Raw genomic sequence first — 23,978 nt, forward strand, 5'->3', positions numbered from 1 at the left:
ATTCGGCAGTGACGCTCTTCTAAGCAACTTCACATTAACTGCGCTTAATCAAACACCAACGCGCAGGTTGCCATGAAGCACGTATCTTTGATCGGTAAATTTCTGACGCTCATGTCGTTCTTCGGCATATTCGTCGTCGCAACTGCCTTCTACAGCAGCAACAGCATTCGAACGCTGGATAGCGAGTATGGCGGGCTTCTCCAGCAGGAAAGCCTGGCAACTTTGGCAATTGCACGCGCCAATCGCTACATGCAGACCGGGCACGCTGCCGCTGGCGACCTGCTTGTGTCGCGCACTGACGAAGAGAACGCGAGCAATCTTGCGGCGTTTGAAAAAGCCAAATCCTCTTTTGGTGGCTGGATGGACAAGGCGATGGCGGCCCTTCCCGCTAATGCCAAGCTGGCGCCGATCAAGGCGGAAGGTTTGAGCGTTCTCAATGACGCTTGCGGCCCTGTGGTTCAGGCCGCAGCTCAGGCCACGGACGAGGCTGCCGTGCTGGCGTCTCAGGAAGCCTTCATGAGGGACTGCAAGCCGAAGTTTGCGGCCGTTACCGAAAAACTCACGGTGGTGACCGACGAAGTGATGACAGCTGCAAATCAGGAAAGCGAAAATCTCAGCGCCAGTGCGAAGACAACCATCTACGCCACTTTCGGGGCTGTTATCGGAGGTCTCGCCCTCGTGCTCGTCGCAGGCTTCTTCCTGATCCGTGCCTGGCTTGCACGACCCATCCAGCACTTGCAGCGCACGATGCTGACCCTTGCAAACGGGGATCTGTCGGCGCTGGTGGCCGGCGCGGACCGCCGCGACGAGGTCGGCAGCATGGCCAAGGCCTTGCAGGTGTTCAAGGACAATGCTCTGCGCAGCAAGGAAATGGAGCATGAAGCCGAGCTGAACCGTACGACCCAGGAAGCGGACCGTGTCCGCAACGCGGAGAGCGAACGCCAACGCAGCGAGGCGATGGCCGAGGCGACCAATGGTCTGGCGGAAGGCCTCAAGCGGCTCTCGGCCGGAGACCTGACCTTCCAATTGGACCGGGCTTTCGCCGCAGACTTCGAAGGCTTGCGAGCGGATTTCAACGACTCGGTCGCCAAGCTGCGCGACACGCTCCACTCCGTCGCCAACGCCACCAACGCGATCGACGGCGGATCCCGCGAACTCAGCCAGAGCGCCGGCGACCTGTCGAAACGTACCGAACAGCAGGCCGCCTCGCTCGAAGAGACAGCTGCAGCGCTCGACCAGATCACGGCCAATGTCAGCACCTCCACCAGCCGCACGGAAGAAGCCCGGTCGATGGCGATCGAAGCCAATCAATCGGCTGCCCAGTCCGGCGCCGTCGTTGCAAAAGCGGTCGATGCGATGCAGCGGATCGAACAGTCGTCCTCGCAGATCTCCAACATCATCGGCGTGATCGACGAAATCGCCTTCCAGACCAACCTTCTCGCCCTCAATGCGGGCGTTGAGGCGGCGCGCGCCGGTGAAGCCGGCAAGGGCTTTGCGGTGGTTGCCCAGGAAGTACGCGAGCTCGCGCAGCGCTCAGCGCAGGCGGCAAAGGAGATCAAGGACCTGATCCGGAACTCGGCGTCCGAAGTCAAGAATGGCGTCGAACTGGTGAGCGCCACAGGCACTGCGCTTCAGGTGATCCAGAATCATGTCGTGGCGATCAATTCGCAGCTCGATGCGATTGCCACGTCCGCAAAGGAACAGTCGGTCGGCCTGTCGGAAGTCAATGTTGCCGTCAACCAGATGGACCAGGTAACCCAGCAGAACGCCGCGATGGTGGAAGAAGCAACGGCGGCAAGCGCTGCGCTTGCCCAGGAAGCCCAGCGCCTGCGCGAGCTCGTCGGCCGGTTCAACACCGAAGGCGACCGCGGAATGTCCGCATCGGTGCGCGTCGCCGATCAGGCAACCGCCCGCGCCACCCCCTCGCCGGCACGCACCCTCGCCAAGAAGGTTGCGTCAGCCTTCGGTTCGCTAGCGCCAGCCGCCTCCAACTGGGAAGAGTTCTGATTGACCACATTGACGAACCGAAAGGGCGGTCTTCGGGCCGCCTTTTTTTGTTTCGCGCCCATAAAAAAACCGCCCGGCAGAGCCGGACGGTGAAGGGTCATTTCAAGTGCCGCTCGGCTTAGTACATCGTGCGGCCGTTGTTGTTCTTGCGGTAGATGTTGCGCGACGCGTTGTTCTGGCGGCGCTCGATCTCGCGGCGCTCGCGCGGGGTGATCACGCCATCGCGGGCTGCGCGGTTCTGGGCGCGATCGATGCGGTTCTGCTGGCGAGCGATGTTGCGAAGCTCCTGCGGCGTCAGTTTGCCGGTGACGGCACCGCGGTAGATCCGGTTTTCCTGCCGGTTTTCGCGGCTTTCGCTGCGGTATGTCTGCGCAAAGCTCGGCACTGCAAATGCAGACGCCATGACGAGAGCGAGCGTGGTGATGGCGATCTTCTTCATATCTTCCTCCTAGTTCGAGGTCGAACTCAATGTGAGAACGACCCGATGGTAGGTGCCAAACGGTGAACCCCGGCTGAAGGTTGCGTTCACCTTCGCTTGCATATGCGATTTTTTGCACATTCTAAAATGGCCTTGATCGTTCACTTTTATGAGACAAACAGTCTCCGATCGTTCATCTTTCGCGTTTGGCAGAAAGGGGTAATGTCCGGTTCAAGAATTCACACGCGGCGGGGAGAAAGATCCAGCGCCGCAACCCGGAGACTTCCCATGTCCAGCACCAACAACATCATCATCCTTGTCGCGCGTATCCTTTTGTCGTTCATGTTCATCTTTGCCGGCTTCGGTAAGCTGGCCGATCCTGCAGGCACTGCCGGCATGATCGCAGGCGCCGGCATGCCGGCTGCAACCGCCCTTGCCTATCTCGCCGGCCTGTTCGAATTCGTTGCCGGTCTTGCCGTTCTCGTCGGCTTCCAGACCAAGATCGCCGGCTGGGCCATCGCCCTGTTCTGCATCTTCACCGGCGTGATGTTCCATTCGGGCACCGTTGCCGTTCCCGGCTGGCCGGATGCCGCTCTCGGCTGGATCAACACGCTCAACGGCATCATGCTGATGAAGAACGTGACGCTGGCCGGCGCCTACATCCTGCTCGCCACCTACGGCCCAGGTCTCTACTCGGTCGACGCACGCCGCGGTAAGGTCGCAATCGCTGCCTAACCTTTGAGTGTTCCCTGCCATGAAGGCCCGCCAGTCAACTGACTGGTGGGCTTTTTTTATTCTTGAATTGCTATGATGTCCGGCGGCGGATGTTCTTTGCCAGCCAGACGGTTGCGCCACCGCATTGGGGATCCTGGGCGACGCTCGCCACCACCTCGAAGCCGTTTTTCGTGAGGAGCGCTTCGTATTCCTCCGGTGACAGGCTGGCGTGGTAAAGCGGTTCACCGCCGAACTCCCCCATCGCCTCGCCTTCGAAATGGCCGGCGGTAAACATCAGCGCCGCACCGGGGCCAGCGAGTGCTGCAAAGCGCGGAAACATGGCGCGCTGGTCCTGCGGGTTGAGGTGGAAGAAGCTGTGCCATGCGATGATGCCATCGAACTTGGTCGGCTGGTAGAACTTGCGCATGTCGGCAACGATCCAGGCGCGGCCCGGAAACCGTTCGCGGGCAAGCCCGATCAGCGTTTCCGATGTATCGACGCCGGTGAGCCGATGATTACGGCGGATGAGGTCGGCGGCGATGGGTTCCGCTGCACCGCAGCCGAGATCGAGCACGTGACCGCGCGGCGGCATGGTGGCCGCAAACCTGTCGAGCCACGGCCTCTCGAACAGGGTCTTGCCGCGCAGCTTGTCGAAGGCAGCTGCGTGGCGTTCGTAGAGCCCGATGATATTGGCGTCTTCGCCGGCCATCAGAGCGCGTTGCGCACGGCGTCGACGATATGCGCGATGCGCGGATCGCTCTCATGCGCGGATTTGCGCGCTCTCACCAAGCAGGCCTGCGACTTAAGGATGACGCCATCCGACAGGATCTTCAGGTGGTTGGCGCGCAGTGTCGAGCCGGTCGAGGTGATATCGACGATGATATCGGCCTGGCCTGCTGCCGGTGCGCCTTCCGTGGCGCCGAGGCTTTCGACGATGCGGTAAAGCTGGATGCCGTGCTGCGACGAGAAATGCTGCTGGGTGAGCCGCCAGTATTTCGTGGCGATCTGCAACCGCCGCCCGTGACGCGCGCGGAAATCGGCAGCGACATCGCCGAGATCGGCCATGGTATCGACGTCAAGCCAGATTTCCGGAACGGCGACGACCACATCCGCATGGCCGAAACCGAGGCGGGCGACGATCTCGACCTGCCGGTCTGCATCGACCAGTCCCTCGCGCACGAGATCCTCGCCAGTGACGCCGAAATCAACGGCGCCGGCGCCCAGTTCACGGGCGATCTCGGAGGCCGAGAGAAAGGCGATCTCGATATCATCATGGCCCTCGACGCGACCGCGATAGGAGCGGTCATTGCCGACGGCGACGATGGGAAGGGCGGCGCGCTCGAAGATCGCCGAGGCATCGTCCTTCATGCGCCCCTTGGAGGGCAAAGCGATGGTAATGGTCATCAGCGCGCCCTCGCCTGTTCGATCCGGTCGAGCCACAGCGAGAAGCCGACGGCCGGAATGTCGTCGACGGCGCCGAGCAGCGTCAGCAGCCGATCGAAGCGACCGCCGCCGACCAGAACCGCGTCCGACCCCTTTTGCGTGACCTCGAAAACGAGGCCGGTGTAATAATCGAGCGGACGACCGAAGGCGGCACGATAGGTGATGCGCGACGGGTCCATGCCGAGATCCTGTAGCGCTGCAACGCGGGCTTCGAATTCGCCCAGCGCGTGGCCGAAGGACAGGCCTGCGGCATCGGCAAAACCGGCAAGAGCGGCGGCTGCTTCCGAAAGTGGCAGTTCCAGCGAGAGGAACTCGCTCAGCAGAAGAAGTGCTGCGCCATCCAGCCGGGTTTCGGCAAGTGCCAGCTTTTCCGTCAGCCGGGCTGCGATCTCGCGCGGCGAGCGGCTGGCATTGGTGGAATAGCCGGTGTCCTGCATGGTCCGGTCGATATGGTCGATCAGCGCCGCCTCGTCCTGGCGCAAGAGATCGGCAAGCTCCGGCGACAGGCCTGCGACCGGCTGCGGGGTGGCGAGCGTCAGCAGCAGTTGTTTCAGAAGCGCTGTGTTGCCGAACGCCTGGATCAGCCGCTTCTGCCAGCCGAGTGGCAGGCCGAGCGAGCGCACGACCGCTTCGAACACGGTCTGATCGCCGAGCGTGATCGTGAGGGCGCGGCCGGGCAACAGGCCCGCGATGATTTCGACCGCATCGGTGACGGCACGGGCATCGGCGCTTGCGACGTTCTTTTCGCCGAGATCCTCGATGCCGGCCTGGTAGAATTCGTTGTCGCCATCACGACGCTGGCGAAACACTTCGCCGAGATAGCAATAGCGCCGTGGCGTGCCGGTGGCGGTTTCGATATGGCGCAGGCAGACGGGAATGGTGAATTCCGGCCTCAGACACAGGCTTTCGCCGCGCTCGCTTTCGGTGAGGAAGATGCGGCGGCGCAGATCCTCGCCGGCCATGTCGAGAAAGGGTGCTGCCGGCTGGATCACCGGCGTATCGATGCGGGCCGCACCGCGACCGGCAAATTCATCGAGCAGGCGACCGGAAAATTCCGGCATGTTGATCAGCGGCATGGGACGGCTCCTGCAATAGGGGAGAAAGTCCCCTTCTGGGCTGCCGCCCATCTCTCCCACAAGGGGGGAGAAGACTCGTGACGGGCGCCGATCTCACCAGCGAGGCGCAGCTGGAGATCCGACGCAGGCGTCACGCACCAACGCGCTCCCTCCCCCTTGTGGGGAGGGTTGGGGAGGGGAAAAGCCACCGTCACAGACATCATTCGCCCTTCGCCCGCCTGCGGTCTTCGGCCTGGGCTGCCAGGATTTCCTGCACCTTGGCGACGAGATCGGCTTCTGAGACCGTATCCTGCGCCACGCGGGCTTCGCGCCATTCGGCATTGTCGGTGATCTCGCCGGAGAGGCGCTTGCCCTCGAACAGGTCCTTCAGCTGCACGACACCCTCGGCGCGCTCGTCGCCGCCCTGGATGATGGCGATCGGGCAGCCTCTGCGGTCGGCATATTTCAGCTGGTTGCCGAATTTCTTCCAGTTGCCCTGGTACATTTCGGCGCGAATGCCGGCTTGGCGGAGATCCTGCGTGAATTTCTGGTAGCGTCCCATGCTCTCGACATCACCATCCATGACGGTGACGAGGACGGGTGCGACCACCTCATCCTGGCCGAGCTTGCCAAGGTTCTTCAGCGCCGTCAGCAGCCGCGAGACGCCGATGGAGAAACCGGTGGCCGGCACCGGCTGGCCCATGAAGCGCGACACGAGACCATCGTAACGACCACCGCCGCCGACCGAGCCGAAGACGACCTTTTCGCCTTTATCATTTGTGACGTCGAAGGTGAGTTCGGCTTCGAAGACCGGGCCGGTGTAGTATTCGAGGCCGCGGACGACGGAGGGGTCGATCTTGATACGATCGGGGCCGTAACCGGCACCTGTTGCCAGCGCGCCGATGATGTTCAGTTCCTCAACGCCCTCGCTGCCCCTGGCTGTTCCAGCAACCAGTTCGCCGAGTTCAGCCGCGCTTTCCGCGTAATCCTTGATGCCAACGAAGAAGAGAACCTTTTCGATCTGTTCCTCGCCAAGTCCCGCACCCTTGGTGAAGTCGCCACTCTCATCCTTGCGGCCGGCACCCAGCAACAGAGCAACGCCCTCAGAGCCAAACTTGTCGAGCTTATCGATGGCGCGCAGCACGTTCAGCCGCTGGCCGGCCTTGTCGTCGCCGCCGAGGCCGATCGCCTCCATGACGCCATCCAAAACCTTGCGGTTGTTCACCCGGATCACGTAATCGCCGCGCTTGATGCCGAGCGCTTCCATCGTGTCGGCCATCATCATGCACATTTCGGCATCGGCCTGGACGCCGGGTGCGCCGACCGTATCGGCGTCGAACTGCATGAACTGGCGGAAGCGGCCGGGACCTGGCTTTTCGTTGCGGAACACGTAGCCGGCGCGGTAGGTGCGGAACGGCAGCTGGATCTCGTTGAAGTTTTCCGCGACATGGCGGGCGAGCGGCGCGGTCAGATCGTAGCGCAGCGACATCCACTGTTCGTCATCGTCCTGCAGCGAGAAGACGCCTTCGTTGGGACGGTCGCTGTCGGGCAGGAACTTGCCGAGCGCATCGGTATATTCAAACAGCGGCGTCTCGAGCGGATCGAAGCCGTAGCGTTCGTAGACCTCGCGGATTTTTCCGACCATCTCGTTGGTGGCGTGGATATCGGCGCTCGAACGATCGACAAAGCCGCGCGGCAGGCGGGCCTTCAGTTTCTGGGGCTTCTTTTGTTTGTCGCTCATGATCGATATTCCATTGCCTTCGGGCCTTCGGGAAAGGCCGGATTAGTGTGCGGTTTCTTAGAGGATGACAGCCGGAGCGGCAAGGGCGGCGGCTGGCGAACAGGCCAGAGCGGTGGTATATATTGCGCCACCACAGGGGTTACGGCCATGGACAAGCGCGTCACGATCGAAATCCCGGATGAAATGCTGAAGCTTGTCGAAGGCTACGCCGCAGAGGCCGGCTCTGCGCCGGACGTCTATATCCGAGACGTCATCGAGCAGCATCTTGAGAATATGTACGATATCGCAGCCGGGCAAGCCGCCATGGAACGTCTCCAAGCCGGTGAGAAAACCTACACCTGGGACGAGATGGAGCGCGAGCTTGGCCTGAATGCTTGACAGAACTGGGAGCCAGGCCTCTATCGCTCACCCATGATCCTCGAAGCGCTCCATTACACCGCGACCCTGCCGGTCACGTCATCCGAATTTCGGCCATTCATCCGGTCCTCGGTCAATCTCTGGTCGCGTGCCAGACGTTGCGCCGACGCCTGGGCACCGCATGAGGAGAATTGCAAGACGTTCATTCGCGAGACTATTGCGGACATGAAGCAGCGGCGGACCGTCGTCGTGCTTGGCTCCGGTCTGTTGCGCGACGTGCCGATCGAGGATCTGGCGAAGGGTTTCGATACGGTCGTTCTGGTCGATCTGGTGCATCTCGCCTCCGTGCGGCTGCGGATGCTTGCGCGCAGATACCAGAATGTGCGGCTGATTTCGCGCAATCTCTCCGGTCTCGACAAGGCGCTTGCCGGCGCGGTGCCGGAGCCTTTGGCGTTTCTGCGGCAGGTGCCGTATCTCGATCTCGTCGTCTCGGCCAACATCCTGTCTCAGATCGGCGTCGGTGCGAGGCGGCAGCTTGAGGAGATGAGGCACCCGGAGCCGGATGCCATCGTTGCCAAGCTTGTCAGCGCGCATCTGGACGGGATCTCCGCCCTGCCCTGCCGCCAGATCCTGTTGACCGATACCGCCTATAGAATTGTCGATCGGCAGGGAGAGGTTCTGGAGACAACGGATCTTCTGGCCGGCGTTACGCCGCCACAGGCGGTCCGAGCCTGGTCCTGGCCGGTCGCGCCCTATGGCGAACTTGGCCGTGAGTATCAGGCTGTCCATGATGTGATCGCGCGGTAGCTTGATTTGCGCGAAGCTGCGTTTTAGCTTTGGTGCATGATGACACGCACGCTCCCCATCGCCGCCGCCGTTCTTGCCCTTTCCTTCAGCCTGGCCGTTGCGCAGGACATGAAGGGGCATGACCATTCCTCGACAAAGCCGCAGGGACAGACGGACACAAGCCCGTCTACGAAGGCTTACAAGGATGCGGCTGCAAAAATGCACAGCGGCATGTCGCTGAACTATTCCGGCGATGCAGATGTCGATTTCGCGCGCGGCATGATCGCTCACCACCAAGGCGCGATCGATATGGCCAAGGTCGAGCTGGAACACGGCAAGGACCCTGACCTGCGCAAGCTGGCTGAAGAGATCATCAAGGCGCAGGAAAAGGAAATTGCCGAGATGCAGGCATGGCTGAAGGCGAAGGGACAGTAAGCTTCGAAGCTTGTCCAACGTCGCATCCTTCCGTATCTTGACGGTCTGGAGGCTAGTGACATGCGCCCGATTACCGCAATCGGTTTTGATGCCGACGACACGCTCTGGCAGAACGAACAATACTACCGCCTGACGGAACGGCACTTCCAAAAGCTGCTTGGTGATTTTGGCGATGGCGCCGATATTTCCGCGCGACTGCTGGAGGCCGAGAAGCGCAATCTCGGATATTATGGTTTCGGCATCAAGGGCTTTACCCTGTCGATGATCGAAACCGCGATCGAAGTGACGGACGGCAACGTACCATCCCGCACCATCGGCGAAATCCTCGATATCGGCCGGGAGCTGCTGCGCCACCCGGTCGAGGCGCTGCCGCATGTGGAAGAAACGCTAAGATCGCTGAACGGCCATTATCTGCTGGTGCTGATTACCAAGGGCGACCTGTTCGACCAGGAACGCAAGCTGGCGCAATCGGGCCTCGGTGATTTCTTCGACGCGGTGGAGATCGTTTCGGACAAGACGGCCACCACCTATCGGCGCATTTTCCAAAAATTGGCCGACGGGCCTGAACGGGCGATGATGGTGGGCAACTCGCTCAAGTCGGATATCGTGCCGGCCATCGCCGCGGGATCCTGGGGCGTTTACGTGCCGCATGCCCTGACCTGGGTCCTGGAACATGTGGACGCGCCGACCGAAGCGCCGCGTTTCCGCAAGATCGAGAACCTTGGCGAGTTGCAGCGGGTCCTTACCGAAGTCATGGCCGTTTGAAATTCAGCCGTGCCTGCGCGACCTCCGGCTGGCAGAAACAGCCCTCGAAATGATCGTTGACGAGGCCCATGGCCTGCATGAAGGCATAGACGGTTGTCGGGCCAACGAAGGTCCAGCCGCGCTTCTTGAGCACCTTGGACAGTGTGACGGAGACTGGCGTCGTGGGGTTGGCGCATAGCGTGGCGAGATCCATGATCGCGGGTCGGTCTTCCTCGCGAGGTTCGAAACTCCAGAAGAATTTGGCGAGGGTGCCAAACTCATCGCGCATCTCGACGGCGCGCTTGGCATTGTTGATGGTGGACACGATCTTGCCGCGATGGCGGATGATGCCCGCATCGAGCACCAGTCGTTCGACATCGTCTGGACCGAACTGCGCCACGGTGTCGAAATCGAAGCCTGCGAAGGCTGCGCGGAAATTCTCGCGCTTGCGCAGGATCGTCAGCCAGGAGAGACCCGACTGGAAGCCTTCGAGGCAGATCTTTTCGAACAGCCTGATATCGTCGGCCATCGGCCGGCCCCATTCCTCGTCATGATAGCGGCGGTAGTCTTCGAGACCGCCGTGCCAGAAGCAGCGGCCCTTCCCATCTTCGCTCGTGATGATGCCGGCCACTTGCTTCTCCCAAACCATGACAATCCAATCCCCAACGTCAGTCTGACAGGTCTTCAGCTTGCGGCAACCATGTTTACACACGAGCCGGTAACCCTGCCAAAAGCTTTATGCGAATTCCAGCGCCGAACACCCCACCCGTTTACCAAACGCTTTGACGTGCCATTCACCATGGCCGCCAGATCCGTAAACGAGTGGACGTGGAACCGATGACGACGAAGACCCTGCTTCTGGCCCTAGGCCTGACGACCGCGCTTTGCAACACAGCTTTGGCAAACGACCGCTACGGCGACCGCCCGCCGGTCATCGTCAGCCCGGATCTTGCCGCTCCGTGGGTGATGCAGCTTGCCGGACCGAATGGACGATCGGCAGCAACCGTGCGCCAATATCGCCAGCCGCAGAACGACCGGCAGCAGACCGCACAGCCGCGGGTGATATACCGCGAGCAGGCCGAGCCGCGGCCGGTGCGCCGTGGCATATTCGATCGCGGTCAGCCGAGAGCGCAACAGGTCGCCATGAGGCCCAACGCGCCGGCACGCAGCCGCATCGATCCGCAGTTCCTGCCGCAGATGGTGGCCTATGACACCAAGGAAAAGCCGGGCACGCTCGTCATCGATACGAACAACCGCTTCCTCTATCTCGTGATGGCGGACGGCCAGGCCCGGCGCTACGGCGTCGGCGTCGGCAAGCCGGGCTTCGAATGGGCCGGCGAACACAAGGTGACCCGCAAGGCCGAATGGCCGAGCTGGATCCCGCCGCAGGAAATGATCAGCCGCGAGGCCGCCAAGGGCCACTACCTTCCCGCCCGCATGGATGGCGGACCGGAAAACCCGCTCGGCGCCCGCGCCATGTATCTCGGCTCGACGCTCTACCGTATCCACGGCACGAATGCGCCCTGGACGATCGGCAGCGCCGTCTCCTCCGGCTGTATCCGCATGCGCAACGAGGACGTGACAGACCTCTACGGTCGTGTTGATGTCGGCACCAAAGTCATCGTGATGTAAGCGCCATCGCGGCTGCTGTGGCCATATGGCCACGGTGGCTTCGGCGATCGTTGAGCGCCCGTGTATATTCACCTCGTCTCATCTTGCCGCAGGCGATGGGTCGGGACATGTTTTCCTGCAGTTCAAGACGAAAATATCAGGGGGTAAGGATGAAATCGGGTAAAATGCTGTTTGCCGTGGCCGGCATGATGGTTTCGATTCTGGCAGTGGATGCTTCGACCCACGCAGCCTCAGCGCAGAGCTCCAGTTCGGCGCGGCCGCAGACGACCGCCAGCGACGTGGCGCCTTCGGTGCGCAACCGCACGGTGCCGGAGAAATTCCAGCGCCGGAAGGTTCGGTTCGCCACCAATGAAGCGCCGGGCACGATCATCGTCGATACGAACAACAAGTTTCTCTACTACGTCGAGGGCAACAACCGCGCTACCCGCTACGGGATCGGCGTCGGTCGCGAAGGCTTCGGCTGGTCGGGCGTGGTTTCGATCGGCCGCAAGTCGGAATGGCCGACCTGGACGCCCCCTGCCGAAATGCGCGCCCGTGAGGCCCGCCGCGGCATCAAGCTGCCCGTCGTCATGCAGGGCGGCCCGGAAAACCCGCTCGGCGCCCGCGCCATGTATCTCTACAAGGGCGGCCGTGATACGATCTTTCGCATCCACGGCACCAACCAGCCCTGGACGATCGGCCTCAACCTCTCGTCCGGCTGCATCCGCATGATGAACAAGGATGTCGAGCATCTTTACGCGCGCGCTGCTGTCGGCTCCAAGGTGGTCGTCATCGGCCCCGGCAGCAAGCCGGGCGACGTCGCCTTCGAAGACCGCGGCCTCGACATTTTCCGCACCATCTTCGGCGGCTGATTGTTAGGCATCTCTTCTCGCATTCCTGTGCGCGTCACAGGAATGCGGTCGGTCTAGGTTAAAGGACTGAAGAGATTCTTCCGCATCGCAGACGCGACGCTGCTCAATCCCTGTGACAAGCACAGGCATGAGGGTGGAGAGTGGGCGGTGCCGGCGGCAATCAGACGACGATGTCGCCTTTCAGGGTAAGATCGGCCGGCCTCGCCTAGACGAGTGCCTTTGCCTTTCTCGCGAGCTTTGCCGGTTCGGGCCCGCCATAGGCCCAGTCCAGCAGTTCCACCGTGTGGACGATCGGGATGGCTGTTCCAGACGCGATCTGGGTGATGCAGCCGATATTGCCTGTTGCGATCACGTCCGGCTTCGTCGCTTCGATATTCCTGACCTTGCGCGCCTTCAACTGGCCTGAAATTTCCGGCTGCAGAATATTGTAGGTCCCGGCCGATCCGCAGCAGAGGTGGCCTTCTGCGGGATCGCGGACGGTAAAGCCTGCGGCCTTCAGAAGCTGCTTTGGTGCTGCGACGATCTTCTGGCCGTGCTGCATTGAACAGGCGGAATGATAGGTGACGGTGAGCTTTTTCGGCTCCAGCTTGGCAAGATCAAGCGTGAACAGGTATTCGGTGATGTCCTTTGCGAGCGCCGAGACTGTTGCTGCCTTCTCCGCATAGGCCGGGTCCAGCCGCAGCATGTGGCCGTAATCCTTGATCGTGGTGCCGCAGCCGGAGGTGGTGATGATGATCGCATCGAGACCGCCCTTCTCGATTTCGCGGGTCCAGACATCGACATTACCGCGGGCGAAATCCAGCGCCTGTTCCTCGCGCCCCATGTGATGCACAAGAGCGCCGCAGCAGCCTTCGCCTTGCGGGCTGACGACCTCGACGCCGAGGCGCGACAGCAGCCGGTGTGTCGCGGCATTGATGCCGGGATCGAGCACCGGCTGGGCGCAACCCGACAGGATCGCCACCCGCCCGGGGCGTTGCGCTTGGGGCATTTGCGATATCGCGGGGGCTGATCCGGCCGGTGGGGCGGCTCTCGGCGCAAGTTCCAGCATGGCTGCGAGGGGCCGTAGCGGCTTGATGCGCTTCAACAGCGGGCCGAAGGGCCGGCCGAGCCTTGCCAGCGACAATGCCGTCATGAACCGTGCCGGATAGGGAAGAACCGCGGCCAGCAGGCTGCGGATCAGCCGGTCGGCAAGCGGCCGGCGGTAGGTGTTTTCGATATGGATGCGGGCGTGATCGACCAGATGCATGTAGTCGACGCCGGAGGGACAGGTGGTGACGCAGGAGAGGCAGGACAGACAGCGATCGATATGGGTGACGACCTGCTCATCGGCTGCCCGATCGTTTTCCAGCATGTCCTTGATGAGATAGATGCGGCCGCGCGGGCTGTCGAGCTCATCGCCCAGCGTCACATAGGTGGGACAGGTGGCGGTGCAAAAGCCGCAATGAACGCAGCGGCGCAGGATCTTTTCGGACTCCGCCACATGCGGGTCGAGCAGTTGTTCGGGGGTGAAGGAGGTCTGCATCAGTGCGCTTCTTCCCTGTCAACTTGGCCCCGCCTGCCGCAGGCGGCGCAGGACCTCGATACCGATGATGGTCTCATGATCACCACCCCATCTTGCCCGGCGAGAAGATCCCGGCCGGGTCGAGTTTCTGTTTGACCCGGGCCGAGAGTGCGGCCACGGCATCCGGCACCGGCTCGAATGACGGGGTCGCGGCTCTTGCGGATTTCGAGGCGCGGATGAGCGTGGCATGGCCTCCGCCGAGTGCGCGAATATAGCCGCGCAGGAAGTCGGCTTCGGGATCTGCCTCCATCTGCATCCAGACCAGTCCGCCCTGCCAGTCGTAATAGGCATCGACGCCCGCCTCCATGCGAAGAGCGGCGACAAGCTGGCAGCCGGCCATCGGCGCCATCGAGACGCGCCAGAGGGGCCGACCGGCACCGTTGGCATAGGGATGAACGTCGCGGATCTCGCGCCAGAGCGACAGGCTGTCTTCCATGCCGAGTCGGATGACGGGACCAAAGGCCTGCATCACGGCGACCAGCTTTTCGGCACGCACCGCGACGGATGCGGCGAGACCTTCGAGACGCAGGACGGTTGCTTCGTTCTCGGGCAAGGCGCCATCGATAAACCGGGCTCGCACGGTCTGGGGCAGATGGGCGGCACCGGACACCTCCACCGGCAGCGCCATGGCGGCCGCCATTGCCTTGGCGGCGGTCTCGTCATCGAGGCCGGAGATGACGATGGTTTCCACCGTCTGCGGCACCGGAAGGACGCGAAAGGTCACTTCCGTCAGAAATCCCAGCGTGCCGTGCGAACCGGCGAGAAGTTTGACCAGATCGAGGCCGGTAACGTTCTTCATCACCCGCCCGCCCGCGCGCAGCAGTTCGCCGCTGCCGTTGACGAACCGGATGCCGAGAAGACTGTCCCTAGCCGCCCCTGCCACGAAGCGACGCGGACCGGAGACATTGGCGGCAAACACGCCGCCGATCGTGGGCTCTCCTGACGCGCCCATGATGCCGCGGTGATCCATGGGCTCGAAAGCCATCATCTGGCGGTTTGCGGCAAGGGCCGCTTCCACCTCGGCGACGGGTGTGCCGGCCTTAACGGTCATCACCATTTCGGCCGGATCGTAATCGACGATGCCGGTGAGGCCGCGCGACGACAGGGGCTCTGCGCCCTCGGTGGCATTGCCGAAGCCGGAGCGGGTGTTGCCGCCGCAGAGCGCGAACTTCCGGCCATCGGCCACGGCGCTGCGGATGACATAGGCGGCATCGGTTTCGGAATGGGGTATCAGCAAGGGAAACCCACTTCAGGAATGGTGTTGGTGGGCATGAAATTCACCTGCGCCCCTCGAGCGGAAACACCTTGGACGGGTTCAGTATCCATTGCTCGTCGAAGGCTGAGCGGATTGCCATCTGCTGGTCGAGTTCGGGCTGGGTAAACTGATGCCGCATCAGGTCGCGCTTCTCGATACCGACGCCATGCTCGCCGGTGAGACAGCCTCCGGCATCGACGCAGAGCTTCAGGATCTCGTTGCCGGCTTCCTCCGCCTTCATGGCTTCTTCGGGATCGTTGGCATTGAACAGGATCAGCGGATGCATGTTGCCGTCACCTGCATGAAACACGTTCGCCACCCGCAGGCCGAAGCGTTCGACGATTTCGGCGGTCTTTTCCAGCACGTAGGAGAGTTTGCCGAGCGGCACCGTGCCATCCATGCAGATATAGTCGGCGATGCGGCCGGTGGCGCCGAAAGCCGATTTGCGGCCTTTCCAGATCAGCGCCGCCTCGGTGGCCGACTGGCATTCGCGCACGGTCTTGACCTGATGCCTTCGGGCGATCTCGACGATATCTTTGAGCGTCGCGTCCATCTCAGCTTCTGAGCCCTCCACCTCGACGATCAGGAGCGCTGCGACATCCAGCGGATAGCCGGCCTTGGCGAACGCCTCGCAGATCTCGATCGCCGGTTTGTCCATGAACTCGATCGCCACCGGAATGATGCCGGAGCCGATGATATCGGCGACGCAGGCTCCCGCCTCTTCCGAGCTATCGAACCCGAACAGGACCGGGCGCGCGCCCTCCGGTTTGGCAATCAGGCGCACCGTCGCCTCGGTGACGATGCCGAGCTGGCCTTCCGAGCCGCAGACGAGGCCGAGAAGATCGTAACCTGCGGCATCCAGATGCTTGCCGCCAAGCTCGATCACCGTGCCATCGACAAGCACCATCCGGACGCCGAGCAGGTTGTTGGTGGTGACGCCGTATTTCAGGCAGTGGGCGCCGCCGGAATTCATGCCGATATTGCCGCCGATCGTGCAGGCGAGCTGCGAACTCGGGTCCGGCGCATAGAAAAACCCGTCGATGCCGACCGTCTCCGAAATGCTGAGATTGGTGACGCCGGCCTGCACGGTGGCGGTGCGATTGCTGTAGTCCACTTCCAGCACCCGCGACATCTTGGAAAGGCCCAGAACGACCGCATCCTCCTGCGGAATGGCCCCACCCGAAAGCGAGGTTCCCGCCCCCCTTGCAACGACCGGAATGGCGTGGCGATGGCAGTATTTCATCACAGCCGCAACCTGCGCCGTGGTGCGTGGAAGGACGACGGCAAGCGGGACGCGCCGATAGGAGATGAAGGCGTCGGTCTCGAACGGTGCGAGTTCGCGTTCTTCGTGGATGAGACAGTCCGCCGGTACGAGACGGGCAAGATCGGTCACGATGTTATCCCGCCGCGACAGGACGGACGCGCGTGGCGGCAGGAATGCGATTGCCTCGGCCATGGCCTCCTCCTCAGAACGCGTGGCTTTCTCTATCTCGTTACAGCGTATGCCATGACGGTGTTGCACATCAACTCGAATGCGGGTTGCCCACGCATAAACCACAGATCCGCTCTCGACATTATCAGCGTACAAAGCGCGGTCCGCGCAAAATAGACGTTGACGCAACAGTAGCCGGCTTCAGAATGGAGAATGCGCCTTTAGAGATGATTCTCCTAAAATAATCCTCTTTTGCTCGTTAAGCCCGGCGCAAGCATTATATTAGCAACATACATTTTTTTGGAGGCGTTTCGAAATTGGGCTTGATGGACCGACTGACCGGCAATCTTCGTTTGATGCTGCAGCGCCCTGCGCGACAGCAGTATGCCGCGTTGTGCTATCGCCTGACGAAGAAGCGGACGCAGCTGGAAGTTCTGGTCGCCACAAGCCGCGATACGGGGCGTTGGGTCATTCCCAAGGGATGGCCGATGAAGGACAAGAAGGCGCATCAGGTAGCCGAACGCGAGGCTTACGAGGAAGTGGGCGTCAAGGGTAAGGTCGAGAAGGACGCGCTTGGCTTCTTCCACTACCGCAAGACCCTCGACAGCGGCCTGAAAGTGCTGGTGCGCGTGCAGGTTCACGCACTGGAAGTTGCCGATTGCCTGAAGAATTTTCCGGAAAAAGGATCCCGGAAGCTGGAATGGGTCTCCTGCGAGGAAGCGGCCAACCGCGTCAACGAGCCGGAACTGAAAATTCTCTTCCTGCGGTTTGCCGAAAAAATGGATCCGCTTCGTTCAACGGTGCCGATCAAGGCCGCAGGCTGACAGTCCGCTCGACCAACCAAAATCGTATACTGGAATAAATGATGGGCCAAACGCGGCCGCGTCTGGCCAAGCCGACGCTCGACAAGGATCTCGAAAAGCTCTCCTCGGTGGAAGACGCCGCGCGCCAGACGTCGCGCGGGCTTGCAGCACCCGGTGCAGCGCTGCTGTTCATCGTGCTGGTGGCAATCTTTGCCGCTTCCTATGTGACCGGACATCCGGGTGCTGTGGTGGTGATCGCGGCCTCCGCGCTTGCGGCCTACATGGCGATGAATATCGGCGCCAACGACGTTACCAACAATATCGGCGCGGCGGTCGGCGCGCGCGCGATGACGATGGCGTTCGGCCTGGCGCTGGCGGCAGTGTTCGAAATCGCCGGCGCGGTGATTGCCGGCGGCAGCGTTGCCGGTACGATCGCCAACAACATCATGCGTGCCGGCGTAATCACCGATCCGAACGTGATGATCTGGGCGATGATGGCGGCACTGCTTTCCGCAGCCGTGCTGATCAACGTCGCGACATGGCTCGGTGCGCCGATCTCTACCACCCATTCGATCGTCGGCAGCGTGATGGGTGCAGGCATCGCGGCGGCCGGTTTTTCGGCAATCAACTGGGCGACCGTCGGCGGTATTACCGCAAGCTGGGTCCTGTCGCCGCTCCTTGGTGCCGCGATTGCCGCCGGCCTGCTGTTCCTGATCAAGGAAACGATCATCTACCGCGAGGACAAGATCGCTTCTGCCCGGATCTGGGTGCCGATCCTGATCGGCCTGATGGCGGGCGCTTTTGCGGGCTACCTCTCGCTTGTCGGTCTTGGGCAGTTGATAACGGTGTCAAAACTGACAGCGACCGCCATCACGCTGATCACGGGTCTTGCCGTCTGGCGACTGGTCATCCCTGTCATCGCCAGACAGTCGCGCGGACTGGAGAACCGCAACCAGTCGCTGCGCAAGCTGTTTCGCATTCCGCTGGTGTTTGCCGCGGCGCTGATGTCGTTCGCGCATGGGGCGAATGACGTGTCGAACGCGATTGGTCCGCTGGCAGCGATCGTCGCGGCAGCGCAACGCGGCGGCGTGTCCGCACCTGTCGGCATACCGCTGTGGGAGCTGGTGATCGGCGGGCTTGGTATCTCGCTCGGACTTTTGCTGTACGGACCGAAACTGGTGCGGCTGGTGGGTGCCGAAATCACCAAGCTCAATCCGATGCGCGCCTATTGCGTCTCGTCTTCGACGGCGCTGACGGTGATCGTCGCGTCCTGGGTCGGTCTGCCGGTATCTTCCACGCATATTGCTGTTGGCGCCGTGTTCGGCGTCGGGTTTTTCCGCGAATGGTACACGCGCCATTCACGCCGCCGTTACGAGTATATGCGGGTCAGGGCCGGCAAGGATCCGGATGTCGGTCAGGAGCACGAGCACGACGAGAACGAGGTGAAACGCCGTTTTCTGGTGCGCCGCTCGCATTTCCTGTCGATCATCGCCGCCTGGATGATTACGCTGCCGGCATCGGCTGCGCTTGCAGCGCTGGTCGCGACGGTTATCTTCGCGCTGTTCGTCTGAGTTTCGAAAGTTTTCCCATGCGTGCCAATTTCCGGATACAGCGCCTGTTCATCGACGCCCCTCTTGCCAAGGCAGAGCACCAGGAGGTGGGAGCGGAGCATTTCAACTATCTCGCCAATGTGCTGCGCTTGACTGAGGGTGCCGAGATCCTCGCGTTCAATGGGCGCGACGGCGAATGGCTGGCGAAACTCATCTTTCCGAGCCGCAAGAAGATCGCGCTTGAACCGATCGAGCAGGTGCGCCCGCAGCCGCTAGCACCGGACCTGCATTACCTGTTTGCGCCGCTGAAGGTGGGACGGCTGGACTATCTGGTGCAGAAGGCGGTCGAAATGGGCGCCGGCACGCTTCAACCCGTCATGACGCAGCACGTGCAGGGCAAGATTACGAGCATGGAACGGCTGCAGGCGAACGTGATCGAAGCTGCCGAACAGTGCGGCATATTGTCAGTCCCGCAGGTCCTTTCGCCGAAGAAACTCGGCGATGTCCTCGACCACTGGCCGTCCGACCGGCGCATCATTTTCTGCGACGAGGGCGATGAGGGACAGAACCCGCTGACGATCCTCGCAAAGATCGAGGAGACCAAGCTGGCGCTGCTGGTTGGCCCGGAAGGCGGGTTTTCCGAAGAAGAACGGGCACGTCTGCGTTCGCTGCCATTTGTCAGTGCCATTCCGCTCGGACCGCGTATCCTGAGGGCCGATACCGCAGCGGTTGCAGCACTTGCCGTGGTCCAGGCTTCGATCGGCGACTGGCGTTGAACATGCTCCCAACCGGCGCGACAGATTTGACACACAGCTGCCTGTTTTTCTAAACCAGCGTTGAAAGAAATTCACTTGCACCGCACATCATTCCGGTCCAATCAGCCGGACGTTCGCTCTCTAAATACGGCACTCCGAACAAGGTAGTTTTCATGGCCCGCGACACCACCGACCAGACCCCGCTTTCTTCGGTGGCCGAGCTTTCCAGCTACATGGCCGAGGGACCGCGACCGAAGGAAAAATTCCGGATCGGGACCGAGCACGAAAAGTTCGTCTTCTTCAAAGCCGATCATTCGCCCGTGCCCTATGCCGGTGACGCCAGCATTTCCGCGCTGCTGAATGGCATGCAGGAACGGCTGGGCTGGGAGCCGATCACCGATGGCGGCAACATCATCGGGCTTGGCGAACAATCTGGCATGGGCGCGATCTCGATCGAGCCCGGCGGCCAGTTCGAGCTTTCGGGCGCGCCTCTGGAGACGCTGCACGAGGTGGCGACCGAGGCCGAGCAGCATATCGCTCTCGTCAAGGAGATTGCCGAGCCGATGGGCATCGGCTTCCTCGGCATTGGCGGCAGCCCCAAATGGACGCGCGAAGAAACGCCGCGCATGCCGAAATCCCGTTACGACATCATGACCCGCTTCATGCCGAAGGTCGGCAGCAAGGGTCTCGACATGATGTACCGCACCTGCACGATCCAGGTGAACCTCGACTTCTCGTCCGAGGCAGACATGGCCGCGAAGATGCGGGTGTCGATGAAGCTGCAGTCGATCGCGACCGCGCTGTTTGCGGCTTCGCCGTTCACCGAGGGAAAGCCGAACGGATTGTCCTCCTGGCGCGGCGACATCTGGCGTGACACCGACAACAGCCGCTCCGGCGTGCTGCCCTTCGTGTTCAACTCCGATTTCGGCTATGCCGATTACGCAGAATGGGCGCTCAACGTGCCGATGTATTTCATCGTGCGCAACGGCAAGTATCACGACTGTACCAATATCACCTTCCGGCAGTTCATGGACGGCGGGCTGAAGGGCTCGGTCGACGACTGGCAGCCGACGATGGGCGACTGGATCAACCATCTTTCCACACTGTTCCCGGACGTGCGGCTGAAGCGGTTCCTGGAAATGCGCGGTGCCGATGGCGGTCCGCTCGATCGCATCTCGGCGCTTCCCGCCTTCTGGGTGGGTCTGCTCTATGACGACACGGCGCTTGCGGATGCGCAGGAACTGACGAAGGACTGGACGTTCGAAGACGTCGTCCAGATGCGCGACACCGTTCCATCAAAGGGGCTTTCAGCAGAGATCCGTGGCGTGTCGGTTCTCGATATCGCCCGCGAGAGCGTGCTGATCTCCAAGGCCGGCCTTAAGGCCCGCGCGCGCAAGAATGCCGAGGGCGACGACGAGACGATTTTCCTTCGTCCGCTGGAAGAAATTCTGGTGAAGAAGGCAACGCTTGCCGACGAAATGCTGGCGCTGTTCAACGGGCGCTGGGAAGGCTCGGTCGAGCCGGCGTTCAAGGACTACGCTTACTGAGCAGGAGCATTCGCTGCTCCATAATCCGCTTTCAGGCTTTGCCTTTCCGGCTATAGTGGGTGTGTCACCCATGCCGGAAGGGATGCCCATGCTGCCATTGTTCGACATGATGATGAAGGCCGGAGGCGGCCAGGGCGGCGGCGCATCCATGGAGGCCTTCGCCAAGCAGTTCGGTCTTGCCCAGGAGCAGGTCTCGGAAGCGATGGCGGCGCTGATGCCTGCCTTTTCCTCCGGTTTCAAGCGCAAGGCTGCCAACCCTTACGACCTTTCTGACCTGATGAGCACCGTGTTTTCCGGCGCCTATGGCAAATATTTCGAGGACATGGGCAAGGCTTTTACACCTCAGGGTAAGGCGGACGGCAATGCCGTGCTGGAGAAGCTGTTCGGCTCCAAGGAAGTTTCCCGCGCGATCGCCGCGCAGGTGGAGAAGTTTACCGGCATCGGCCAGGACATCATCGAGAAGATGATGCCTGGCATGGCCAATACGCTGATGGGCGGCTTCTTCAAACAGTTTACAGGGCAGATGGGGGCGCCTTTCGCGACCCAGTTTCCGGCCGGCGGCGATACGTTCGGCCCGGCGCTGGAGACGATGCAGAAGCAGTGGATGACCGCGATGGGTTTTGACAATGCGGCACCGAATCCGGACGCGACGAGCAATCCCTTGGACAATCCCTTTGCGCAGGCGATGCGGGCGATGTGGGGCCTGGAAAAGCCAGAGCAGCCGCAGCCTTCCGCCACCGCTCCGGGCGCTGCCCAAACCTATGCGGATCTCGTCAACCGGATGTTCGACAGCGGCGTCGAGGCGAATAAAGGCTACCAGAAGAGCCTGGAGACGATGTTCGACGGTTACTTCGGCACTGGAAAAGCGGCCAAGCCCTGAACGAAAAAGTCACTTGAACGAAAAAGCCCGGCGCGGATAAACCGGCCGGGCAAAGGCAGGGCTATTGGCAATCGCCCTGCGGGGAAACTTGAGGCTCGCTAGAGCCGCTTGAAGCGTGTACGCGCATGCTCGCGGGCGGCACGCGTCAGAAGCCGCGACGGGTCATCCAGAACGCCCGAACGATCGAGCGCCTTCACCACATCGTGGCGTGTAATGCCGATATCTTCGAGCTGGTAATCGTCGAGGTCGTGAAGGGAATTGGCCTCGAAGCGATTTCGAAGAGCGCGCCATACGGATTTCGTTCGAAGCATGATCTGCGCTGCAAAGCTGGTCTTCGCTGCTGCACGGTAAAGCTTCAGTTCGGTTCCGTAGTTGGTCGTGCTCATCGGATCATCCTTTCGTAAGGCACGGAGAGGCTCACCCCTTCCACAACGGCTTTGCGGAAAGGTTGCCCTTTGTGAAGGCATCCGGGAGGAGGCCTTCGCTGGTTCTGATTTTGCATCGTGTTTATGCGGGAAAATCTATTGATCAGTCCAACGAATGTTTCTAATGATATGCATCAATCGCTCTTATGAATGACGTTCATCTGGAGGCCTGCATGTCCGCACCGCTCGACATCGATCAGCTACACACGTTCATCGCCATCATCGACACCGGCAGTTTCACCAAGGCGGCCGATCGGGTGTTCAAGACCCAGTCGGCGGTGTCCATGCAGATGCGCCGGCTGGAAGAACGGATCGGCAAGCAGCTGTTTGCCAAGGACGGGCGCGGCAACCGGGTGACGGCCGAGGGCGAAAAGCTGATGAATTACGCAAGGCGCATCATCAGACTCAATAACGAGGCGATCGCCGCCTTCGACGACAACCGCCTGGAAGGTTCGATCCGGATCGGTACGCCGGACGACTACGCCGACCGCTACATGCCCGAAATCATCGGACGGTTTGCGAAGACGCATCCCAATGTGGAGCTCTACATCGTCTGCGAACCCTCGGTCAGCCTTGCCGAGAAGATGGCACGCGGAGAGCTGGATATCGCGCTCGTCACACACAACCCGCGTCAGCGGATCTCCGACGTGGTTCGCACCGAGCCTTTGTGCTGGGTGGGTTCGGCCAACCACACGCTGAAGGACGACGCGCCGGTGCCGCTTGCGGTCGGTCGGCGTGACTGCCTCTGGCGCCAGCTTTCCTGTTCGGCGCTGGATGCGTCAGGCCGCGAATATCAGGTCCTGTTTACGAGCTGGTCGTCGACCGTCGTTGCGGCGGCCGTGCTTGCCGGCATGGCTGTCTCCGTCCTGCCGGAATCGGCGCTGCGGCCCGGCATGAAGGTTCTGACGGCTGCCGACGGTTTTCCGCCGCTGCCACCCGTGCAGATCGGCCTGATGAAGCGGCCGGGGGTCTCACCGTCGCTGATGAACGCCATCACCGACCATATCACCGCCTGCCTCGACAATATCTCGCCGGCCGTGGTGCCTGACGATCTCGATGCCGACACCAAGGCGTTTCCGCGCATGGTGCGTTCGCGCGGTTCGGTGATGCCCGGCTGGTAATGCAGACAATAACGCCGCCTGCCCTCAGTTGAGGGCAAGCCACACGGCCTGCCAGACCCAGAGCGCGACCAGCGTGAAGAAGCCGAGCATGAACAGCGGCCGGCGGTAGCGCAGACGGTTGCTGGTCACATGCACATAGGCGTGGGCAAAGCGGGAGGCGACGAAGAGCCAGGAGAGCGCCACCGTGCCCCAGTTGTCTGCGGTCGATGCATAAAGCACCAGGCAGACGACGTGAAACAGCACCGGCAGTTCGAACTGGTTCTTGATGTTGTTGTGGACCAGCAGGCTTTCCGCCGGTTCCTGCAGGTTCTCGCGAAACTGCGCTGCCTCGACGCGGCCCGACCTTACGGCGGCAACGCGTTTCTTCGACAGCATCCAGTAGAGACAGAAGACGAGCGCGACATGCGCGATCATCGGCCAGAGCGTTGCATTGGTGGAAAGCATTGATCCTCCTGTCGTCATAAGA

The 23,978-nt window shown here is 61.7% G+C and carries 25 protein-coding genes; 14 read left to right on the forward strand and 11 right to left on the reverse strand.

Annotated elements, in window-relative coordinates; all coding sequences use genetic code 11:
* The first annotated feature begins 72 nt into the window (after positions 1-72).
* A complete protein-coding gene (locus AC0JZ8_RS19440; protein WP_471893237.1) occupies positions 73-2,007 on the forward strand; it encodes a methyl-accepting chemotaxis protein in 1,935 nt (644 codons plus the stop codon).
* Positions 2,008-2,125: 118 nt separating this feature from the next.
* Here the strand turns inward: AC0JZ8_RS19440 and AC0JZ8_RS19445 are convergent, their stop codons facing one another.
* A complete protein-coding gene (locus AC0JZ8_RS19445; protein WP_062453719.1) occupies positions 2,126-2,446 on the reverse strand; it encodes a hypothetical protein in 321 nt (106 codons plus the stop codon).
* 267 nt (positions 2,447-2,713) lie between these two features.
* Between AC0JZ8_RS19445 and AC0JZ8_RS19450 the strand changes: the two genes are divergently transcribed.
* Positions 2,714-3,160, forward strand: a complete 447-nt coding sequence (locus AC0JZ8_RS19450; protein ID WP_062453720.1) for a DoxX family protein — start codon at positions 2,714-2,716, stop codon at positions 3,158-3,160.
* Positions 3,161-3,230: 70 nt separating this feature from the next.
* Here AC0JZ8_RS19450 and AC0JZ8_RS19455 read toward each other — a convergent pair whose 3' ends face one another.
* The 4 genes from AC0JZ8_RS19455 to hisS form a co-directional block, all read right to left on the reverse strand.
* Positions 3,231-3,848, reverse strand: coding sequence for a class I SAM-dependent DNA methyltransferase (locus AC0JZ8_RS19455; RefSeq protein ID WP_471893238.1), 618 nt, complete (start codon positions 3,846-3,848; stop codon positions 3,231-3,233).
* Positions 3,848-4,543 (reverse strand): ATP phosphoribosyltransferase, encoded by a 696-nt coding sequence (gene hisG / locus AC0JZ8_RS19460; RefSeq protein WP_471893239.1) that lies wholly within the window; start codon positions 4,541-4,543, stop codon positions 3,848-3,850. Before hisG ends, AC0JZ8_RS19455 begins: the two co-directional genes overlap by 1 nt.
* Positions 4,543-5,658, reverse strand: a complete 1,116-nt coding sequence (locus tag AC0JZ8_RS19465) for an ATP phosphoribosyltransferase regulatory subunit (protein WP_471893240.1) — start codon at positions 5,656-5,658, stop codon at positions 4,543-4,545. Before AC0JZ8_RS19465 ends, hisG begins: the two co-directional genes overlap by 1 nt.
* Before the next feature lie 199 nt (positions 5,659-5,857).
* Complete coding sequence (hisS, locus tag AC0JZ8_RS19470; RefSeq protein ID WP_471893241.1) at positions 5,858-7,378, reverse strand: histidine--tRNA ligase; 1,521 nt, start codon at positions 7,376-7,378, stop codon at positions 5,858-5,860.
* Positions 7,379-7,525: 147 nt separating this feature from the next.
* Between hisS and relB the strand changes: the two genes are divergently transcribed.
* The 4 genes from relB to AC0JZ8_RS19490 are packed head-to-tail and all read left to right on the forward strand — an operon-like array spanning position 7,526 to position 9,721.
* The gene (gene relB / locus AC0JZ8_RS19475) at positions 7,526-7,756 is read left to right on the forward strand and encodes a type II toxin-antitoxin system RelB family antitoxin (RefSeq protein ID WP_174195689.1); all 231 of its coding nucleotides are present in this window, start codon (positions 7,526-7,528) and stop codon (positions 7,754-7,756) included.
* 33 nt (positions 7,757-7,789) lie between these two features.
* Positions 7,790-8,542, forward strand: a complete 753-nt coding sequence (locus tag AC0JZ8_RS19480; protein WP_471893242.1) for a hypothetical protein — start codon at positions 7,790-7,792, stop codon at positions 8,540-8,542.
* A gap of 36 nt (positions 8,543-8,578) precedes the next feature.
* Complete coding sequence (gene copM / locus AC0JZ8_RS19485) at positions 8,579-8,956, forward strand: CopM family metallochaperone (protein WP_471893243.1); 378 nt, start codon at positions 8,579-8,581, stop codon at positions 8,954-8,956.
* Between the two features lie 60 nt (positions 8,957-9,016).
* Positions 9,017-9,721 carry an HAD family hydrolase gene (locus tag AC0JZ8_RS19490; RefSeq protein ID WP_062453728.1) on the forward strand — a complete coding sequence of 235 codons (705 nt, stop codon included), beginning with the start codon at positions 9,017-9,019 and terminating at the stop codon, positions 9,719-9,721.
* Here the strand turns inward: AC0JZ8_RS19490 and AC0JZ8_RS19495 are convergent.
* On the reverse strand, positions 9,708-10,349 hold the full coding sequence (locus AC0JZ8_RS19495) for a DNA-3-methyladenine glycosylase I (RefSeq protein WP_062453729.1): 642 nt from the start codon (positions 10,347-10,349) through the stop codon (positions 9,708-9,710). The two genes, AC0JZ8_RS19490 and AC0JZ8_RS19495, sit on opposite strands and share 14 nt — an antisense overlap.
* A gap of 188 nt (positions 10,350-10,537) precedes the next feature.
* On the opposite strand from AC0JZ8_RS19495, the gene AC0JZ8_RS19500 reads away from it, so the two are divergent.
* Together AC0JZ8_RS19500 and AC0JZ8_RS19505 are read left to right on the forward strand one after the other, a co-directional pair.
* The gene (locus AC0JZ8_RS19500; RefSeq protein ID WP_471893244.1) at positions 10,538-11,332 is read left to right on the forward strand and encodes a L,D-transpeptidase; all 795 of its coding nucleotides are present in this window, start codon (positions 10,538-10,540) and stop codon (positions 11,330-11,332) included.
* Positions 11,333-11,481: 149 nt separating this feature from the next.
* Positions 11,482-12,183 carry a L,D-transpeptidase gene (locus AC0JZ8_RS19505; protein WP_244473998.1) on the forward strand — a complete coding sequence of 234 codons (702 nt, stop codon included), beginning with the start codon at positions 11,482-11,484 and terminating at the stop codon, positions 12,181-12,183.
* A gap of 205 nt (positions 12,184-12,388) precedes the next feature.
* Here AC0JZ8_RS19505 and glcF read toward each other — a convergent pair whose 3' ends face one another.
* The 3 genes from glcF to AC0JZ8_RS19520 form a co-directional block, all read right to left on the reverse strand.
* Entirely contained in the window at positions 12,389-13,705 is a 1,317-nt protein-coding gene (glcF, locus tag AC0JZ8_RS19510) for a glycolate oxidase subunit GlcF (RefSeq protein ID WP_471893245.1), read from the reverse strand.
* Between the two features lie 79 nt (positions 13,706-13,784).
* Complete coding sequence (locus AC0JZ8_RS19515) at positions 13,785-14,981, reverse strand: FAD-binding protein (protein ID WP_471893246.1); 1,197 nt, start codon at positions 14,979-14,981, stop codon at positions 13,785-13,787.
* A gap of 40 nt (positions 14,982-15,021) precedes the next feature.
* Positions 15,022-16,455 carry an FAD-linked oxidase C-terminal domain-containing protein gene (locus AC0JZ8_RS19520; protein ID WP_113109538.1) on the reverse strand — a complete coding sequence of 478 codons (1,434 nt, stop codon included), beginning with the start codon at positions 16,453-16,455 and terminating at the stop codon, positions 15,022-15,024.
* A gap of 293 nt (positions 16,456-16,748) precedes the next feature.
* Here AC0JZ8_RS19520 and AC0JZ8_RS19525 point away from each other — a divergent pair, with 293 nt between their 5' ends.
* The 5 genes from AC0JZ8_RS19525 to AC0JZ8_RS19545 all read left to right on the forward strand — a co-directional run bounded on the left by AC0JZ8_RS19525 (position 16,749) and on the right by AC0JZ8_RS19545 (position 21,966).
* On the forward strand, positions 16,749-17,255 hold the full coding sequence (locus AC0JZ8_RS19525; protein ID WP_174195683.1) for an NUDIX hydrolase: 507 nt from the start codon (positions 16,749-16,751) through the stop codon (positions 17,253-17,255).
* Between the two features lie 41 nt (positions 17,256-17,296).
* A complete protein-coding gene (locus AC0JZ8_RS19530) occupies positions 17,297-18,805 on the forward strand; it encodes an inorganic phosphate transporter (protein ID WP_174195682.1) in 1,509 nt (502 codons plus the stop codon).
* 17 nt (positions 18,806-18,822) lie between these two features.
* A complete protein-coding gene (locus AC0JZ8_RS19535) occupies positions 18,823-19,560 on the forward strand; it encodes a 16S rRNA (uracil(1498)-N(3))-methyltransferase (protein WP_113109536.1) in 738 nt (245 codons plus the stop codon).
* 152 nt (positions 19,561-19,712) lie between these two features.
* Complete coding sequence (locus AC0JZ8_RS19540; RefSeq protein ID WP_471893247.1) at positions 19,713-21,086, forward strand: glutamate--cysteine ligase; 1,374 nt, start codon at positions 19,713-19,715, stop codon at positions 21,084-21,086.
* Positions 21,087-21,174: 88 nt separating this feature from the next.
* Positions 21,175-21,966: a DUF937 domain-containing protein gene (locus AC0JZ8_RS19545; protein ID WP_471893248.1), complete on the forward strand. Its 792-nt coding sequence runs from the start codon at positions 21,175-21,177 to the stop codon at positions 21,964-21,966.
* 98 nt (positions 21,967-22,064) lie between these two features.
* Here the strand turns inward: AC0JZ8_RS19545 and AC0JZ8_RS19550 are convergent, their stop codons facing one another.
* Positions 22,065-22,352, reverse strand: a complete 288-nt coding sequence (locus tag AC0JZ8_RS19550; RefSeq protein ID WP_062453739.1) for a YjiS-like domain-containing protein — start codon at positions 22,350-22,352, stop codon at positions 22,065-22,067.
* A gap of 212 nt (positions 22,353-22,564) precedes the next feature.
* Between AC0JZ8_RS19550 and AC0JZ8_RS19555 the strand changes: the two genes are divergently transcribed.
* Positions 22,565-23,512 (forward strand): LysR substrate-binding domain-containing protein, encoded by a 948-nt coding sequence (locus AC0JZ8_RS19555; protein ID WP_062580164.1) that lies wholly within the window; start codon positions 22,565-22,567, stop codon positions 23,510-23,512.
* A 24-nt stretch (positions 23,513-23,536) separates the two neighbouring features.
* Here the strand turns inward: AC0JZ8_RS19555 and AC0JZ8_RS19560 are convergent, their stop codons facing one another.
* Entirely contained in the window at positions 23,537-23,956 is a 420-nt protein-coding gene (locus AC0JZ8_RS19560; RefSeq protein WP_471893249.1) for an MAPEG family protein, read from the reverse strand.
* Between the last annotated feature and the right edge of the window lie 22 nt (positions 23,957-23,978).

The sequence above is a fragment of the Velazquezella soli genome (assembly GCF_977018685.1).

What these genes read in the sequence shown, in the direction of transcription:
- AC0JZ8_RS19530 (WP_174195682.1), top strand. Translation starts at nt 17,297, where the DNA reads ATGGGCCAAACGCGGCCGCGTCTGGCCAAGCCGACGCTCGACAAGGAT.
- AC0JZ8_RS19490 (WP_062453728.1), top strand. Translation starts at nt 9,017, where the DNA reads ATGCGCCCGATTACCGCAATCGGTTTTGATGCCGACGACACGCTCTGG.
- AC0JZ8_RS19545 (WP_471893248.1), top strand. Translation starts at nt 21,175, where the DNA reads ATGCTGCCATTGTTCGACATGATGATGAAGGCCGGAGGCGGCCAGGGC.
- AC0JZ8_RS19480 (WP_471893242.1), top strand. Translation starts at nt 7,790, where the DNA reads ATGATCCTCGAAGCGCTCCATTACACCGCGACCCTGCCGGTCACGTCA.
- hisG (WP_471893239.1), bottom strand. Translation starts at nt 4,543, where the DNA reads ATGACCATTACCATCGCTTTGCCCTCCAAGGGGCGCATGAAGGACGAT.
- AC0JZ8_RS19540 (WP_471893247.1), top strand. Translation starts at nt 19,713, where the DNA reads ATGGCCCGCGACACCACCGACCAGACCCCGCTTTCTTCGGTGGCCGAG.
- AC0JZ8_RS19560 (WP_471893249.1), bottom strand. Translation starts at nt 23,956, where the DNA reads ATGCTTTCCACCAATGCAACGCTCTGGCCGATGATCGCGCATGTCGCG.
- AC0JZ8_RS19555 (WP_062580164.1), top strand. Translation starts at nt 22,565, where the DNA reads ATGTCCGCACCGCTCGACATCGATCAGCTACACACGTTCATCGCCATC.
- AC0JZ8_RS19455 (WP_471893238.1), bottom strand. Translation starts at nt 3,848, where the DNA reads ATGGCCGGCGAAGACGCCAATATCATCGGGCTCTACGAACGCCACGCA.
- AC0JZ8_RS19520 (WP_113109538.1), bottom strand. Translation starts at nt 16,455, where the DNA reads ATGGCCGAGGCAATCGCATTCCTGCCGCCACGCGCGTCCGTCCTGTCG.
- AC0JZ8_RS19495 (WP_062453729.1), bottom strand. Translation starts at nt 10,349, where the DNA reads ATGGTTTGGGAGAAGCAAGTGGCCGGCATCATCACGAGCGAAGATGGG.
- AC0JZ8_RS19440 (WP_471893237.1), top strand. Translation starts at nt 73, where the DNA reads ATGAAGCACGTATCTTTGATCGGTAAATTTCTGACGCTCATGTCGTTC.
- relB (WP_174195689.1), top strand. Translation starts at nt 7,526, where the DNA reads ATGGACAAGCGCGTCACGATCGAAATCCCGGATGAAATGCTGAAGCTT.
- glcF (WP_471893245.1), bottom strand. Translation starts at nt 13,705, where the DNA reads ATGCAGACCTCCTTCACCCCCGAACAACTGCTCGACCCGCATGTGGCG.
- AC0JZ8_RS19500 (WP_471893244.1), top strand. Translation starts at nt 10,538, where the DNA reads ATGACGACGAAGACCCTGCTTCTGGCCCTAGGCCTGACGACCGCGCTT.
- hisS (WP_471893241.1), bottom strand. Translation starts at nt 7,378, where the DNA reads ATGAGCGACAAACAAAAGAAGCCCCAGAAACTGAAGGCCCGCCTGCCG.
- AC0JZ8_RS19450 (WP_062453720.1), top strand. Translation starts at nt 2,714, where the DNA reads ATGTCCAGCACCAACAACATCATCATCCTTGTCGCGCGTATCCTTTTG.
- AC0JZ8_RS19535 (WP_113109536.1), top strand. Translation starts at nt 18,823, where the DNA reads ATGCGTGCCAATTTCCGGATACAGCGCCTGTTCATCGACGCCCCTCTT.
- AC0JZ8_RS19505 (WP_244473998.1), top strand. Translation starts at nt 11,482, where the DNA reads ATGAAATCGGGTAAAATGCTGTTTGCCGTGGCCGGCATGATGGTTTCG.
- AC0JZ8_RS19445 (WP_062453719.1), bottom strand. Translation starts at nt 2,446, where the DNA reads ATGAAGAAGATCGCCATCACCACGCTCGCTCTCGTCATGGCGTCTGCA.
- copM (WP_471893243.1), top strand. Translation starts at nt 8,579, where the DNA reads ATGATGACACGCACGCTCCCCATCGCCGCCGCCGTTCTTGCCCTTTCC.
- AC0JZ8_RS19465 (WP_471893240.1), bottom strand. Translation starts at nt 5,658, where the DNA reads ATGCCGCTGATCAACATGCCGGAATTTTCCGGTCGCCTGCTCGATGAA.
- AC0JZ8_RS19550 (WP_062453739.1), bottom strand. Translation starts at nt 22,352, where the DNA reads ATGAGCACGACCAACTACGGAACCGAACTGAAGCTTTACCGTGCAGCA.